Annotated in this window: 24 protein-coding genes and 1 pseudogene; 19 read left to right on the top strand and 6 right to left on the bottom strand. The window is 30.7% G+C overall.

What is annotated here, in order from left to right; genetic code table 11:
* The 19 genes from rplD (AMN73_RS03870) to secY form a co-directional block, all read left to right on the top strand.
* Nucleotides 1-366 (top strand): 50S ribosomal protein L4 (rplD, locus tag AMN73_RS03870; RefSeq protein ID WP_075534965.1); only part of this gene is annotated, 366 nt, incomplete at its 5' end.
* Nucleotides 359-652, top strand: coding sequence for a 50S ribosomal protein L23 (rplW, locus tag AMN73_RS03865; RefSeq protein ID WP_075534964.1), 294 nt, complete (start codon nucleotides 359-361; stop codon nucleotides 650-652). The genes rplD (AMN73_RS03870) and rplW, both read left to right, overlap by 8 nt.
* Before the next feature lies 1 nt (nucleotide 653).
* Complete coding sequence (rplB, locus tag AMN73_RS03860; RefSeq protein WP_075534963.1) at nucleotides 654-1,487, top strand: 50S ribosomal protein L2; 834 nt, start codon at nucleotides 654-656, stop codon at nucleotides 1,485-1,487.
* Nucleotides 1,488-1,489: 2 nt separating this feature from the next.
* Nucleotides 1,490-1,801: a 30S ribosomal protein S19 gene (gene rpsS, locus AMN73_RS03855; protein ID WP_075534962.1), complete on the top strand. Its 312-nt coding sequence runs from the start codon at nucleotides 1,490-1,492 to the stop codon at nucleotides 1,799-1,801.
* A 1-nt stretch (nucleotide 1,802) separates the two neighbouring features.
* Nucleotides 1,803-2,207, top strand: coding sequence for a 50S ribosomal protein L22 (gene rplV / locus AMN73_RS03850; RefSeq protein WP_075534961.1), 405 nt, complete (start codon nucleotides 1,803-1,805; stop codon nucleotides 2,205-2,207).
* A complete protein-coding gene (gene rpsC, locus AMN73_RS03845; protein WP_075534960.1) occupies nucleotides 2,191-2,850 on the top strand; it encodes a 30S ribosomal protein S3 in 660 nt (219 codons plus the stop codon). Before rplV ends, rpsC begins: the two co-directional genes overlap by 17 nt.
* A 3-nt stretch (nucleotides 2,851-2,853) precedes the next feature.
* Nucleotides 2,854-3,264, top strand: coding sequence for a 50S ribosomal protein L16 (gene rplP / locus AMN73_RS03840; protein WP_075534959.1), 411 nt, complete (start codon nucleotides 2,854-2,856; stop codon nucleotides 3,262-3,264).
* A complete protein-coding gene (rpmC, locus tag AMN73_RS03835) occupies nucleotides 3,264-3,455 on the top strand; it encodes a 50S ribosomal protein L29 (protein WP_075534958.1) in 192 nt (63 codons plus the stop codon). The genes rplP and rpmC overlap by 1 nt, the downstream gene beginning before the upstream one ends.
* Nucleotides 3,448-3,684: a 30S ribosomal protein S17 gene (gene rpsQ / locus AMN73_RS03830; protein WP_075534957.1), complete on the top strand. Its 237-nt coding sequence runs from the start codon at nucleotides 3,448-3,450 to the stop codon at nucleotides 3,682-3,684. Before rpmC ends, rpsQ begins: the two co-directional genes overlap by 8 nt.
* Complete coding sequence (rplN, locus tag AMN73_RS03825) at nucleotides 3,681-4,049, top strand: 50S ribosomal protein L14 (protein WP_075519964.1); 369 nt, start codon at nucleotides 3,681-3,683, stop codon at nucleotides 4,047-4,049. The genes rpsQ and rplN overlap by 4 nt, the downstream gene beginning before the upstream one ends.
* Entirely contained in the window at nucleotides 4,049-4,303 is a 255-nt protein-coding gene (gene rplX, locus AMN73_RS03820) for a 50S ribosomal protein L24 (RefSeq protein WP_075534956.1), read from the top strand. The genes rplN and rplX overlap by 1 nt, the downstream gene beginning before the upstream one ends.
* Nucleotides 4,300-4,854, top strand: a complete 555-nt coding sequence (rplE, locus tag AMN73_RS03815) for a 50S ribosomal protein L5 (RefSeq protein ID WP_075534955.1) — start codon at nucleotides 4,300-4,302, stop codon at nucleotides 4,852-4,854. The genes rplX and rplE overlap by 4 nt, the downstream gene beginning before the upstream one ends.
* Nucleotides 4,854-5,159 carry a 30S ribosomal protein S14 gene (gene rpsN / locus AMN73_RS03810; protein ID WP_075534954.1) on the top strand — a complete coding sequence of 102 codons (306 nt, stop codon included), beginning with the start codon at nucleotides 4,854-4,856 and terminating at the stop codon, nucleotides 5,157-5,159. Before rplE ends, rpsN begins: the two co-directional genes overlap by 1 nt.
* Before the next feature lie 12 nt (nucleotides 5,160-5,171).
* Nucleotides 5,172-5,567: a 30S ribosomal protein S8 gene (rpsH, locus tag AMN73_RS03805; protein WP_075534953.1), complete on the top strand. Its 396-nt coding sequence runs from the start codon at nucleotides 5,172-5,174 to the stop codon at nucleotides 5,565-5,567.
* On the top strand, nucleotides 5,567-6,106 hold the full coding sequence (gene rplF, locus AMN73_RS03800) for a 50S ribosomal protein L6 (protein WP_075534952.1): 540 nt from the start codon (nucleotides 5,567-5,569) through the stop codon (nucleotides 6,104-6,106). The genes rpsH and rplF overlap by 1 nt, the downstream gene beginning before the upstream one ends.
* Nucleotides 6,106-6,459, top strand: a complete 354-nt coding sequence (gene rplR / locus AMN73_RS03795) for a 50S ribosomal protein L18 (protein WP_075534951.1) — start codon at nucleotides 6,106-6,108, stop codon at nucleotides 6,457-6,459. The genes rplF and rplR overlap by 1 nt, the downstream gene beginning before the upstream one ends.
* Before the next feature lie 2 nt (nucleotides 6,460-6,461).
* Nucleotides 6,462-6,962: a 30S ribosomal protein S5 gene (gene rpsE, locus AMN73_RS03790; RefSeq protein WP_075534950.1), complete on the top strand. Its 501-nt coding sequence runs from the start codon at nucleotides 6,462-6,464 to the stop codon at nucleotides 6,960-6,962.
* Nucleotides 6,962-7,414 carry a 50S ribosomal protein L15 gene (rplO, locus tag AMN73_RS03785; RefSeq protein WP_075534949.1) on the top strand — a complete coding sequence of 151 codons (453 nt, stop codon included), beginning with the start codon at nucleotides 6,962-6,964 and terminating at the stop codon, nucleotides 7,412-7,414. The genes rpsE and rplO overlap by 1 nt, the downstream gene beginning before the upstream one ends.
* Before the next feature lie 3 nt (nucleotides 7,415-7,417).
* Nucleotides 7,418-8,698 carry a preprotein translocase subunit SecY gene (gene secY, locus AMN73_RS03780; RefSeq protein WP_075534948.1) on the top strand — a complete coding sequence of 427 codons (1,281 nt, stop codon included), beginning with the start codon at nucleotides 7,418-7,420 and terminating at the stop codon, nucleotides 8,696-8,698.
* On the opposite strand, the gene rplD (AMN73_RS03775) is transcribed toward secY, so the two are convergent.
* From rplD (AMN73_RS03775) to rpsL, 6 genes and pseudogenes are all read right to left on the bottom strand, one after another.
* The gene (gene rplD / locus AMN73_RS03775; protein ID WP_082254588.1) at nucleotides 8,669-9,034 is read right to left on the bottom strand and encodes a 50S ribosomal protein L4; all 366 of its coding nucleotides are present in this window, start codon (nucleotides 9,032-9,034) and stop codon (nucleotides 8,669-8,671) included. The genes secY and rplD (AMN73_RS03775) overlap by 30 nt on opposite strands.
* A 4-nt stretch (nucleotides 9,035-9,038) precedes the next feature.
* Nucleotides 9,039-9,749, bottom strand: coding sequence for a 50S ribosomal protein L3 (gene rplC / locus AMN73_RS03770; protein WP_075534947.1), 711 nt, complete (start codon nucleotides 9,747-9,749; stop codon nucleotides 9,039-9,041).
* 4 nt (nucleotides 9,750-9,753) lie between these two features.
* A pseudogene (rpsJ, locus tag AMN73_RS03765) lies at nucleotides 9,754-10,061 on the bottom strand (30S ribosomal protein S10).
* A gap of 3 nt (nucleotides 10,062-10,064) precedes the next feature.
* On the bottom strand, nucleotides 10,065-12,140 hold the full coding sequence (gene fusA, locus AMN73_RS03760; RefSeq protein ID WP_075534966.1) for an elongation factor G: 2,076 nt from the start codon (nucleotides 12,138-12,140) through the stop codon (nucleotides 10,065-10,067).
* A gap of 5 nt (nucleotides 12,141-12,145) precedes the next feature.
* Nucleotides 12,146-12,616, bottom strand: a complete 471-nt coding sequence (gene rpsG / locus AMN73_RS03755) for a 30S ribosomal protein S7 (RefSeq protein ID WP_075534946.1) — start codon at nucleotides 12,614-12,616, stop codon at nucleotides 12,146-12,148.
* 3 nt (nucleotides 12,617-12,619) lie between these two features.
* A partial coding sequence (gene rpsL, locus AMN73_RS03750; protein ID WP_075534945.1) for a 30S ribosomal protein S12 occupies nucleotides 12,620-12,851 on the bottom strand: 232 nt, incomplete at its 5' end.

Raw genomic sequence — 12,851 nt, 5'->3', positions numbered from 1 at the left:
GCTCACGGACCAAAAGGTGAAAAAAATTATAAAATAAGAAAACTGAATAAAAATGAAAAAAAAATGAGTGTAGCTTCTTTGTTAAGTGATAAAAAAAAATCTAGCAATCTTATTGTAATAAGTGATTTTAAGAATGAAATTAAGAAGACCAAAGAGATGAATAAAATCTTAAATAAATTTGAAGCTAATAATTCTTTAATCATATTAGATAAAAACTCAAAAAATAAAGTATTTAAATCACTAAGAAATTTACCAAATGTAAAAACAACCGATATTAATCATTTTAGCGCTTTTGATATTATAAAATTTAAAAAAGTAATTTTTACAGAAACCTCAGTAAAGGAGTTAGAAAAAAGATATGAATAAAATTCATTTATATGACAAAATAATTTCTCCAGTAGTTACTGAAAAGTCTACAAATTTATCTGAATTTAACAAAATTGTTTTTAAGGTTCCTTTTTCATCAAATAAAAAAACTTTAAAAAAAAATATTGAAAAAATTTTCAAGGTAAACGTTACAAAAATTAATATCGTAAATAAAAAATCGAGACTTAAATTTACAAGAGGAAGAAAAGTTAAAGTTCAAGGGTATAAGAAAGCAATAATAACACTTAAAAAGGGTCAATCGATCGATTTGACGACAGGTATATAAAATGTCTTTAAAAAGTTTTAAACCATATACTAAATCAACACGTGGAACAGTTTTAGTTGATAGAAGTAATTTGTGGAAAGGAAAACCGTTTAAACCACTAACAGCTGCAAATAATTCCTCAAAAGGACGGAATAATTTAGGCAGAATAACGTCAAGAAATCACGGTGGAGGTCATAAGCATAAATATAGAATTATTGATTTTTACAGAAGAAAATTTGATTCAATTGGTGAAATAGAAAGAATAGAATACGATCCAAACAGATCTTGTTATATTATGTTAGTAAAATTTGAGGATGGAGAAAAATTTTACTACTTAGCCCCCCAGAACGTCAAAGCAGGTGATAAAATTAGAAATGGAACAAATATAGAGATCAAAGTTGGAAACTGTATGCCATTACAAGATATTCCAGCTGGTATAGATATCCATAATGTTGAACTCCAACCAGGAGCTGGTGGCAAAATTGCTAGATCTGCAGGTACGTCTGTTTCAATTTCAGGCGTAGATGGCGCCTATTCACTAATTAAGATGACTTCAGGAGAAGTTAGAAAAGTAAATTCAAAATGTATGGCGACAATCGGTGTATTATCAAACCCTGATCAAAAAAATATTAAAATAGGAAAGGCAGGTAGATCAAGATGGATGGGGATTAGACCTCATACAAGAGGTGTAGTCAAAAATCCAGTCGATCACCCTCATGGTGGAGGTGAAGGAAAATCAGCTGGTGGAAGACACCCGGTTTCACCAACTGGCCAATCTGCAAAAGGGCTTAAAACAAGAGACAATAAGAGAACAGATAAATTTATCATTAGAAGAAGAAAGAGGAAGAAAAAATAGTTATGGCTAGAGCAGTTTGGAAAGGACCTTTTGTAGAAGAAAGCTTGATTAAAAAAGTTGAAAAACAAAAAAATGATCCAACAAAAAAACCTATAAAAACTTGGTCTAGAAAATCAACGATAATTCCAGATTTTGTAGGGGTTAGTTTCTTGATCTATAATGGTAAGAAATTTATTCCAATAACAGTATCAGAAGACATGGTAGGACATAAACTTGGAGAGTTTGCTCCAACTAGACAATTCTTTGGTCACACACCGGCGGATAAAAAAGCTAAAACAGAGGATGCAGCAGCTAAACCTGCGGAGAAGAAGTAAAATGGGAAAAAAATTAGATAAAATAAAATCAGATATTAAAACTGTTAAATCAGTAAATAAAAATGTCAGATCTAGCACAAGAAAACTTAAACCTATTCTTAAATCGATTGTTGGAAAAAAAGTGGGTGAGGTGATAAGAGATTTAACTTTCTCGGAGAAAAGGATTTCAAAAGATGTTAAGAAAACTATTTCATCAGCTGTCGCAAACGCTGAGAACAATTTCCAATACGATATTGATAAGCTATTTATTAAAGAAGCATACTGTGGAAAACAAATTGTAATGAAAAGATTTAGAGCTAGAGCAAAAGGTAGAGCAGCAGGTATAAAAAAACCATATTCAAATTTAACAATTATTTTGTCAGAATATAAAAAGAAAATAGAGGAGAAACATGGGTCAAAAAGTTAATCCAGTAGGTTTAAGACTTGGTATAAATAGAGGCTGGGACTCTGTTTGGTACGCAAGAAAAAAAGATTTTGGTAATTACTTAATAGAAGATTTTAAGATACGTGAATACATAAAAAAAAATGTAATTAATTCTGGAGTATCAAAAGTAATGATTGAAAGAACATCTAAGAAATGTTTTGTAACAATTTATACATCAAGACCTGGTTTCGTAATTGGAAAAAAAGGAAGTGATATTGAAAAAATTAAGAATAAATTATCTCAATTGACTAAAAATGAAGTTAATCTCAATATAAAAGAAGTAAAGAAACCAGAGACAAATAGCTTTCTCGTAGCAGAAAACATTGCACAACAATTAGTTAAAAGAGTTTCATATAGAAGGGCTATGAAAAGATCAATGCAATCAGCTTTAAGATTAGGAGCGAAGGGCATAAAAGTCTCTATTAGTGGCAGATTGGGTGGGAATGAAATTGCTAGAACAGAGTGGCTAAGAGATGGAAGTATACCATCACATACACTAAGAGCAGATATTGACTACGCAGAGTCAGAGGCTTTAACCACATACGGTATAATTGGTATTAAAGTTTGGATTTATAAAGGTGAAATTTTTACAAAGGAGTTTAGTCAAGAGACTAATAAAAAATAAATTATGTTACAACCAACTAGAACAAAGTTTAGAAAAGCTCATAAAGGCAGAATACATGGAAGAGCATCGAGATGTAATTTAATGAATTATGGAGCATATGGTCTTAAAGCTTTATCACCTGATAGAGTTATTTCTAAACAAATAGAAGCAGCTAGAGTTGCATTAACAAGACATATGAAAAGACAAGGACGTGTATGGACGAGAGTGTTTCCAAATATACCTGTATCAAAAAAACCAACAGAGGTAAGAATGGGTAAAGGAAAAGGTTCTCCAGAATTTTGGGCTTGCAGAGTGAAACCCGGAAGAATTTTATTTGAAGTCGACGGTGTATCTGAGCAAATTGCAAAAGAAGCTTTATATAAAGCATCTGCTAAATTACCAATAAAAACAAAATTTATAAGAAGATTTACATAATGAAAAAAAAAGAAATTAAAAAGATGACTAAGTCTCAAGCACAAAAAGATATTGAGAAATTTAAGAAAGACCTATTCAATTTACGTTTTCAAAAAATTAATGGGCAAGTAACTAACACATCTAAGATAAAAGAAACAAAAAGAAATATAGCAAGACTAAAAACATTTATTGGAGCAAAAGCTAATGCCTAAAAAAATACTTCATGGAATAGTTGTAAGTGACAAAGAAAACAAAACTATAAAAGTTTTAGTTGAAAGGAAGTACCAACATCCACTTTTCAAAAAAGTTGTTAGAAGTAGAAAGAAATATAGTGCTCACGACGAGACAAATAAATATAAAAGTGGAGATAAGGTATCTATTATTGAATGCAAACCTTACTCTAAAAGTAAAAAGTTTGAAGTTATTGAGGGAAAAAAATGATTCAGGTTCAAACAGAATTAAATGTAGCTGATAACACTGGTGCAAAAAAAATTGAGTGTATTAAAGTTTTGGGAGGATCAAAAAGAAGATATGCAAGCATTGGAGATACAATTGTGATTGCTGTAAAAGAAGCCATTCCAAAGGGTAAAGTAAAAAAAGGGTCTGTTCATAAAGCGGTGGTAGTAAGAGTTAAAAAAGGTATTCATAGAGATGATGGATCTAAAGTTAAGTTTGATAATAACGCTGCAGTATTAGTTGATGATAAAGGAGAACCAGTTGGCACAAGAATTTTTGGACCTGTAACAAGAGAATTAAGAAATAAAGGACAAATGAAAATAATATCTTTAGCTCCGGAGGTTTTATAATGGATATTAAAAAAGGAAATAAAGTAAAAATAATTTGTGGTAAGGACAAAAATAAAGAGGGAGAAATAATAGAGATTGATAGAAAAAACTTTAGAGCAAAAGTAAAAGGTTTAAACATGATAAAAAAACACGTGAAAACAACCAAAGAAAAAAAAGGTGGTATTTTTGAAAAAGAAAATTTTTTAAACCTTTCAAATCTTTCTATTATTTCAACAAGCAAAAAAGAAATAAAAAAAAAAGAGGCTAAAAAATGATCCCTAGATTAAAAGAGTTATATAATAAAGAAATTCAGATTGATCTTAAAAATAAGTTAGGTCTTAAGAATAGTTATATGGCCCCTAAACTTGTGAAAGTTGTTCTTAATATGGGTCTCGGAGTTGATGGAAACGACTCAAAAATATTAAAAGTTTGTGAGGAAGATTTATCGAAAATTACTGGACAAAAACCTGTTACAACTAAATTTAAAAAATCAATTTCAAACTTTAAAACAAGAAAGAATACAAAAGCAGGTCTTAAAGTAACTCTAAGAAAAGATAAAATGTATGAGTTTATTGATAGACTAGTCAATATTGCACTTCCTAGAATAAAAGATTTTAGAGGTTTATCATCAAAAGGTTTTGATAATTTTGGTAATTATACTTTTGGAATTAAAGAACATATAATTTTTCCTGAGGTTAATTTTGATAAAGTCGATAAAATAAGAGGGCTTGATATTACTATAGTTATTTCAGCTATCGACAAAAAGCACAGTTACGAACTATTAAAACGTTTAAATTTTCCATTTAAAGAAGAAAGGACTAACTAATGGCAAAACTAAGTTCAATAAATAAAAATAATAGAAGAATAAAGTTGTCTGACAGATATTACTCTAAAAGAAAAAAGCTAAAAAAAATAGTCATGGATAAAAAACTTCCATTAGAAGAAAGATTTAAAGCTCAACAAAAATTATCTAAACTTCCAAGAAATTCAGCAAAAATAAGAGTAAGAAACAGATGTCAGATTACTGGAAGACCCCACGGTGTTTATAGAAAATTAAAAATTTCAAGAATAGCCCTTAGAAAGCTGGGCCTTGAAGGAAAAATTCCAGGAATGGTAAAATCAAGTTGGTAGAAAGGAAATATTATGAGTTTAAGTGATCCAATAGGAGATATGATAGCAAGAATAAAAAATGCTCAAATGAGAAATCAAAAAAAGGTAGACTTACCATCTTCCAATTTTAAAACTAAAATTGCAGATGTTCTTAAAGGTGAGGGTTTTATCATTGATTACAATGTAGAAAATAAATCTGGAAAGCCAAACCTAACAATTAATTTAAAATATAATTCTGGTAATCCAGTAATAAATACAATTGAAAGAGTTTCAAAACCAGGAAGAAGAATATTTTCTAGCGCAGAAAGCTTACCAAAAATTAACAATGGATTAGGTATTGCTATAATCTCAACTCCTAAAGGAGTCATGACAGATGTAGACGCAAGAAAACAAAAAGTTGGTGGAGAAATTATTTGTAAGGTATTTTAATGTCAAAAATTGGAAAAATTAATATATCAATACCAGACAAAGTTAAAGTTGCTTTAGCAGGAAGCAATATTAACATTGAGGGACCTCTTGGAAAAAAGTCTCTAAGTATAGATTTGGAAACTTTTGAACTGAATATAAAAGACGGAAAAGAAATTTCATTAAAACCAAAAAAAATTGATCAAAATACTAAAAGATTGTGGGGAATGAATAGAAGTCTCTTAAATAATGCAATTATAGGTGCAAGCAAAGGATATGAGAAAACTTTAGAACTTGTGGGAGTTGGTTATCGAGCAGCATTAAAAGGAAAGCAATTGAATTTACAATTAGGATTTAGTCACGATATAAATTTTGATATCCCTGATACTGTTAAAATTACAGTAGAGAAACAAACAACACTCAAAATAATAGGATTTGATAAGCAGGAAGTTGGAATGATTACATCTAAAATTAAATCTTTAAGACCACCAGAGCCTTACAAAGGAAAAGGAATAAAGGAAAAAGGACAATATATTTTGCGTAAGGAAGGAAAGAAAAAATAATGAAATTAACAACAACAATTAGAAAGAAATTTAGAGTAAGAAATAAACTTAAAAAAGTTGCAACAGCTGGTAGATTAAGACTTTGTGTATCAAGATCTACAAAAAACATATCAGCTCAAATAATAGACGATAATAGTTCTAAAACTTTAATTTCAGCATCTTCCTCTGAGAAGGATATAAAAATGGCAAAAAAGAATAAATCAGATTCTTCAGCATTGGTTGCAGAGAAACTTGCAAAAATAGCTAAAGAGAAAAAATTAACAAAAGTTTTTTTTGATAGAGGTATTTATAAGTATCATGGAAGAATTAAAATATTTGCAGAAACATTAAGAAAAAACGGGATGGAATTTTAAATATGGATAAAAATACTGATATTTTAGAAAAACTTGTTCACATAAATAGAATTACTAAAGTAGTAAAAGGCGGTAGAAGATTTGGTTTTTCAGCGCTTGTTGTAGTAGGTAATCAAAACGGAAAAATTGGCATAGCCCACGCTAAAGCTAAGCAAGTTCCGGATGCTATTAAAAAAGCAAATGAATTAGCAAGAAGAAATTTAATTCAAATTCCATTAAGAGAAGGAAGAACAATACATCATGATATCTATGGAAAAGATGGTGCGGGCAAAATAAAATTACGTTCAGCACCTAAAGGTACTGGAATTATAGCAGGTGGACCAGTTAGGGCGGTATGTGAAGTATTAGGTATCAAAGATATTGTGGCAAAATCTATTGGAACAGCTAATCCGCATAATGTAATACGTGCTTGTATGAAAGCTTTAAAAAAACAAACATCTCCAAAACAAATATCAAATATTAGGAATAAAAAAATTTCTGAAATTATTGAAAAAAGAGGATAATGATAAATCTAAATACAACAACTCAATTAAAGTCAAAAAAAATTCGTCCAGGAAGAGGTATTGGTTCAGGAAAAGGTAAAACCTCTGGTCGTGGACATAAAGGACAAAAATCACGAAGAGGTGTAGCAATTAAGAGTTTTGAAGGCGGTCAAATGCCGTTGTATAGACGTTTACCTAAAAGAGGATTTAATCCAATTAAATCAACAGAAGTAGGAAAAATAAATATTGGAAAAATCCAATCACTTTTGGACAAAAAAAAAATAAAAACTAATGAAACTATAAACTTAAGTTTACTAAAAAAAGTAAAATTAATAAGTAATAATTGTTTAAAATTAAAAATATTAGGTAATGGAGAGCTTAAAGACAAAATAACTTTAGAAGTAGATTTTATATCCAAATCCGTCAAAGATAAACTTGATAAAACAGATAGTATTTTAAAAATTAAGAAATAAGTAATGAGTTCAAGTCAACAAACAAACGACTTAAGAAATAGAATATTATTCACTTTATTAATACTAGCAATTTACAGACTCGGTACATTTGTCCCTTTACCTGGAATAGACCCTCAACAGCTTCAAACACTTATGGAGGGTAATCAAAAAGGTCTTTTGGGAATGTTTAACGTTTTTGCTGGTGGTGCAATAAGCAGGATGGCTATATTTGCTCTAGGTATAATGCCATATATATCATCATCAATTATTGTTCAGCTTTTAACGGGTGTTTCTGATTACTTTAAAAATCTTAAGGCACAAGGTGAGATAGGTAGAAGAAAAATTACTCAAATCACTAGATATGGAACTGTTTTATTAGCAACAGTACAAGGCTATGGTCTTGCTGTAGGTTTAGAATCGTCAGCAAACTTAGTCATTAACCCAGGCATGTTTTTTAAAATTTCTACAGTAACCACAATTGTTGCGGGAACAGTATTTTTAATGTGGTTGGGTGAACAAATAACACAGAGAGGTATTGGAAACGGGATATCACTAATAATTTTTTCTGGAATTGTAGCTGAGATACCTAGAGCTTTAGTTACAACTTTTGAATTAGGTAAATCAGGAGCTCTATCAGGTTTTATAATTTTTTTAATTTTTGTTGTTCTTATAGCAACTATAATGTTCATAGTCTTTATGGAAAGGGCATTAAGAAAGATTTTAATTAATTATCCTAAAAGACAAATGGGGAATAAAATGTATGGTGGTGACTCTTCTCACTTACCATTAAAAATAAATTCTGCGGGTGTTATTCCGGCTATTTTTGCATCAGCTTTGTTATTGTTACCAGTAACTTTTTCAAATTTTAATATTTCAAATAATGAAACATTTTTAAACATTTCCTCTTACTTTACCCAAGGGCAACCTTTGTACATGTTATTATACGCATCTGGAATAATATTTTTTACTTTTTTTTATACTTCAATAGTTTTTAATCCAAATGAAACTGCTGAAAATTTAAGAAAATATGGAGGATTTGTACCTGGAATACGTCCAGGAGAAAGTACTGCAATTTACATAGATAATATTTTAACTAAACTAACTACGATAGGTGCATTATATTTAACAGCAGTTTGTCTTTTGCCAGAATTTTTGATTGCGAATTATCCAATACCATTTTATTTAGGTGGAACTGCAATATTGATTGTTGTGGTTGTTTCAATTGATACAGTGACTCAAATTCAAACTAGATTAATGAGCTCACAATACGAAAGTTTAATTAAAAAAACTAAATTTGGTAAGTAAAAAGTGAACATTATTATTTTTTTCATTTTTATTCAGTTTTCTTATTTTATAATTTTTTTCACCTTTTGGTCCGTGAGCAATTCCTCCACCAACAAAAATTGGAGCTTTTCTACTTGCGTGTCTTGCGTTACCGGTTCCTTTTTGAGCATAAATCTTTGAAGTTGAGCCTATTATCTCATTTTTTTGTTTTGTTTTTGCTTTTCTTCCTTTGTAATTTGCATTTATTTTGTAAAGAACACCACTAATTAACTTTTTATTTATTTTAGCTGAAAAGATTTTATCCATCACCTCTATGCTCTCTTTTTTTCCATCAATATTAAATTTATCAATTTTCATTTTTTTATTTCTTTTTCTTTTCTGGTACTTTTTTTAGCTTTTCTATTGCTTCAATTTTTTCACTCATAGTAAGTTTTGAAGTATTTTTTGATGCTTTTTTAACTAAAACTTCACTATTTTTTGAGCCAGGAATTGATCCTTTTACAAAAAGCAGATCATTTTCTGGATCAGATTTAATAATTTCAATATTTTGAATCGTTCTTAGCTTATCACCCATATGTCCAGCCATTTTTTTATTTTTAAAAACTTTTCCTGGATCTTGATTTTGTCCTGTTGACCCATGTGCTCTATGAGAAATGGAGACACCATGTGAAGCTCTTAAACCAGCAAAATTATGTCTTTTCATAGCACCAGCAAAACCTTTACCAATAGTTTTTGATCTAATATCAACAAATTTAATATCTTTAAAAATCTCAACACCAAACTCATTGCCTGGCTTATAGTTCTCTGTATTTTTTACTCTCAATTCTTTTATTATTTTCCTAGGTTCTGTATTTTTTTTTGTAAAAAAACCTTTCATAGCTTTTGTTAGTTTTGAATTTTTGATCTTACCAAAACCTAATTGTATTGCTGTATATCCTCTTTTTTTTGGATCAATAACTTCAATAATTCGACCCTTCTCAATTTTTAAAACAGTTACAGGAACTGACTGGCCAGTTTTATAAAATTCTCTTGTCATTCCTATTTTTTTTCCTATTAAAGCTATCTCTGTCATAATTTTATATTTTTATTTCTACATCTACACCAGATGCTAGATCTAATTTCATCAAAGCTTCTACTGTTTGTGGTGTTGGTTCAATTATATCTATTAATCTCTTATGAGTTCTTGTTTCAAATTGCTCTCTACTTTTTTATCTATGTGTGGAGATCTTAAAACTGTATATCTCTCAATTTTTGTTGGGAGTGGTATGGGCCCCTTTATATTAGCACCAGTCCTTTTTACTGTATTAACAATTTCTTCAGTTGACTGGTCTAAAACTTTATTGTCGTATGCTCTTAATTTAATTCTTATATTTTGCTTTTCCATTTTTTAACCTGTCTTTTTTGTCACTTCGTCCTGAACATTTTGTGGTACTTTTGCATAATGATCAAAGAACATAGAATATTGTGCTCTACCTTGTGACATTGATCTTAAGGAATTAATATAACCAAACATATTTGCCAAAGGTACCATTGCCGTGATTACTGTTGCATTACCTCTCTGTTCTTGTGTACTAATTTGACCACGTCTACTGTTTAAATCCCCTATAACATCTCCCATATAATCTTCTGGAGTAACCACCTCTACTCTCATCATTGGCTCTAATAACTTAAGAGTTGCTCTTGTACATGCCTCTTTAAAACACTGTCTAGAAGCAAGCTCAAAGGCTAATACACTTGAGTCAACATCATGATGTAGACCGTCTAAAATAGTTACTTTATAATCTATCATTGGAAAACCAGCTAATATTCCATTATCTGCAACTGACTCAACGCCTTTTTCAACACCAGGGATAAATTCTTTTGGAATTGCTCCACCTTTAATCTTACTTTCAACTTCTCTACCTTTACCAGGTTCTAATGGTTCAACAGAGAGTTTTACTCTCGCAAATTGTCCGGCACCACCACTTTGTTTTTTATGCGTATAATCAAACTCACTCGGGTTTTGTATTGTTTCTCTATAGGCTACTTGTGGAGCTCCAACGTTTGCTTCAACTTTAAATTCTCTCTTCATTCTATCAACAATTATATCAAGATGTAACTCTCCCATTCCTTTAATAATTGTTTGGCCCGACTCCTCGTCTGAACTTACTCTAAAAGAAGGATCCTCTTTTGCTAATCTTGCTAAAGCCTCACCCATTTTTTCTTGATCGGCTTTAGTTTTTGGTTCGACTGCAATTTCTATTACTGGATCAGGAAATTCCATTGGCTCTAAAAGAACAGGTTTATCTTTATTAGCCAATGTATGTCCTGTAATAGTATTCTTTAATCCAGCTAAAGCTACAATATCACCAGCATTAGCCTCTTTAATATCTTCTCTAGAATTGGCATGCATCAAAAGCATTCTTCCAACTCTCTCTTCTTTATCTTTTGATGTATTGTAAATTGCAGTACCAGTTTTAACCGTACCAGAATATACTCTTATAAACGTTAGTGATCCTACAAATGGGTCATTTGCTACTTTAAATGCTAAAGCCGAAAAAGGAGCACTATCCTCAAATTTCATTTCCATTTCTTCATCAGAATTAGGTTTCGTCCCTTTTATTGATCCAATATCCTTAGGACTTGGTAAATAATCAACAACAGCATCAAGTAATGGCTGAACTCCCTTATTTTTGAAAGCTGAACCGGTTAATACTGGTACAAAATCAAAACTTAAACATCCTTTTCTCACACATTTAATTAAATCCTCATTTTTAATGTCGTCACCATTTAAATAACTTTCCATTAATTTTTCATCTTGTTCTACAGCAGTCTCAACTAATTCCTGTCTATATTTTGAACAAATTTCCTTTAAATCTTCTGGTATATCTTTCTCCTCCCACTCAGCACCCAAGTCTTCATTTTTCCAAATTATTGCTTTCATTTTCACTAAATCTACAACACCTTGTAAAGACGACTCTATTCCAACTGGAATTTGCATCACCAAAGGTTTTGCGCCAAGTCTCTCTTTTATCATTTCAACACATCTAAAAAAATCAGCTCCTGTTCTGTCAAGCTTATTTACAAAACAAATACGCGGAACTTTATATTTATCTGCTTGTCTCCAAACAGTCTCTGATTGAGGTTCTACACCAGCAACTCCATCAAATACTGCAACTGCACCGTCTAATACTTTAAGAGATCTCTCAACCTCGATTGTAAAGTCTACGTGTCCAGGGGTATCAATAATATTAATTCTATTATCTCTCCAAAAACAGGTTGTTGCTGCTGAGGTAATTGTAATTCCTCTCTCTTGTTCTTGCTCCATCCAATCCATTGTTGCAGCACCATCGTGAACTTCGCCAATTTTATGACTCTTACCTGTATAATATAAAATTCTCTCAGTTGTTGTAGTTTTTCCAGCATCAATGTGAGCCATGATCCCAATGTTTCGATATTTTTCTAAAGTGTGTGTTCTGCTCATATTTATTACCATCTAAAATGAGCAAAAGCTTTATTTGACTCTGCCATTTTATGCGTGTCCTCTTTTTTTTTAATTGCTGCACCCCTATTTTGATAAGCATCATAAATCTCGTTAAAAATTTTATCTGACATATTTTTATCTTTTCTTTTTCTTGAGGCATCGATTAACCATCTTAAAGCTAAAGCCTGAGATCTTTTTGATTTTACTTCAACAGGAACTTGGTATGTTGCACCACCAACTCTCCTAGATCTTACTTCAACTGTAGGCTTTATATTGTTGATAGCCTCATTAAATACATTTAAAGGTTCATCTTTTGATTTTGTTTTGATTTTATCAATTGCCTCATAAATAATTTTTTCTGCAACTGTTTTTTTTCCGTCATACATAATGCTGTTTATTAATTTTGGAATAATTGTAGATTTATAAACTGGATCAACTATTGGAATTTTTTTTGGTGCTCTTTTTTTTCTAGACATAAATTATTTTCCTTTTTTTGCACCGTATTTAGATCTTTGCTGTTTTCTTGCTGTAACACCCTGCGTATCTAAATTTCCTCTTAATATGTGATAACGTACACCTGGTAAATCTTTAACCCTCCCACCTCTGATAAGAACTACGGAGTGCTCTTGAAGATTGTGACCTTCACCAGGTATATAAGATGTAACTTCGTGACCATTAGACAACCTTACCCTTGCTACTTTTCTTAAAGCT

The organism is Candidatus Pelagibacter communis, assembly GCF_001179965.1.
In the GTDB taxonomy this organism is placed as follows: Bacteria; Pseudomonadota; Alphaproteobacteria; order Pelagibacterales; family Pelagibacteraceae; genus Pelagibacter.
Note: the sequence above shows the minus strand (reverse complement) of the source record. Positions and strands in the feature narration are given on the sequence as shown.

Excerpts from the sequence above, each read along its gene's own strand:
- rplC (WP_075534947.1), bottom strand. The coding sequence starts at position 9,749 with ATGACAGAGATAGCTTTAATAGGAAAAAAAATAGGAATGACAAGAGAA.
- rpsE (WP_075534950.1), top strand. The coding sequence starts at position 6,462 with ATGGATAAAAATACTGATATTTTAGAAAAACTTGTTCACATAAATAGA.
- rpsG (WP_075534946.1), bottom strand. The coding sequence starts at position 12,616 with ATGTCTAGAAAAAAAAGAGCACCAAAAAAAATTCCAATAGTTGATCCA.
- rpmC (WP_075534958.1), top strand. The coding sequence starts at position 3,264 with ATGAAAAAAAAAGAAATTAAAAAGATGACTAAGTCTCAAGCACAAAAA.
- rplX (WP_075534956.1), top strand. The coding sequence starts at position 4,049 with ATGGATATTAAAAAAGGAAATAAAGTAAAAATAATTTGTGGTAAGGAC.
- rplB (WP_075534963.1), top strand. The coding sequence starts at position 654 with ATGTCTTTAAAAAGTTTTAAACCATATACTAAATCAACACGTGGAACA.
- rplO (WP_075534949.1), top strand. The coding sequence starts at position 6,962 with ATGATAAATCTAAATACAACAACTCAATTAAAGTCAAAAAAAATTCGT.
- rplV (WP_075534961.1), top strand. The coding sequence starts at position 1,803 with ATGGGAAAAAAATTAGATAAAATAAAATCAGATATTAAAACTGTTAAA.
- rplF (WP_075534952.1), top strand. The coding sequence starts at position 5,567 with ATGTCAAAAATTGGAAAAATTAATATATCAATACCAGACAAAGTTAAA.
- secY (WP_075534948.1), top strand. The coding sequence starts at position 7,418 with ATGAGTTCAAGTCAACAAACAAACGACTTAAGAAATAGAATATTATTC.
- rpsN (WP_075534954.1), top strand. The coding sequence starts at position 4,854 with ATGGCAAAACTAAGTTCAATAAATAAAAATAATAGAAGAATAAAGTTG.
- rpsQ (WP_075534957.1), top strand. The coding sequence starts at position 3,448 with ATGCCTAAAAAAATACTTCATGGAATAGTTGTAAGTGACAAAGAAAAC.
- rplR (WP_075534951.1), top strand. The coding sequence starts at position 6,106 with ATGAAATTAACAACAACAATTAGAAAGAAATTTAGAGTAAGAAATAAA.
- rplD (WP_082254588.1), bottom strand. The coding sequence starts at position 9,034 with ATGAAAATTGATAAATTTAATATTGATGGAAAAAAAGAGAGCATAGAG.
- rpsH (WP_075534953.1), top strand. The coding sequence starts at position 5,172 with ATGAGTTTAAGTGATCCAATAGGAGATATGATAGCAAGAATAAAAAAT.
- fusA (WP_075534966.1), bottom strand. The coding sequence starts at position 12,140 with ATGAGCAGAACACACACTTTAGAAAAATATCGAAACATTGGGATCATG.
- rplN (WP_075519964.1), top strand. The coding sequence starts at position 3,681 with ATGATTCAGGTTCAAACAGAATTAAATGTAGCTGATAACACTGGTGCA.
- rpsC (WP_075534960.1), top strand. The coding sequence starts at position 2,191 with ATGGGTCAAAAAGTTAATCCAGTAGGTTTAAGACTTGGTATAAATAGA.
- rplP (WP_075534959.1), top strand. The coding sequence starts at position 2,854 with ATGTTACAACCAACTAGAACAAAGTTTAGAAAAGCTCATAAAGGCAGA.
- rplE (WP_075534955.1), top strand. The coding sequence starts at position 4,300 with ATGATCCCTAGATTAAAAGAGTTATATAATAAAGAAATTCAGATTGAT.
- rplW (WP_075534964.1), top strand. The coding sequence starts at position 359 with ATGAATAAAATTCATTTATATGACAAAATAATTTCTCCAGTAGTTACT.
- rpsS (WP_075534962.1), top strand. The coding sequence starts at position 1,490 with ATGGCTAGAGCAGTTTGGAAAGGACCTTTTGTAGAAGAAAGCTTGATT.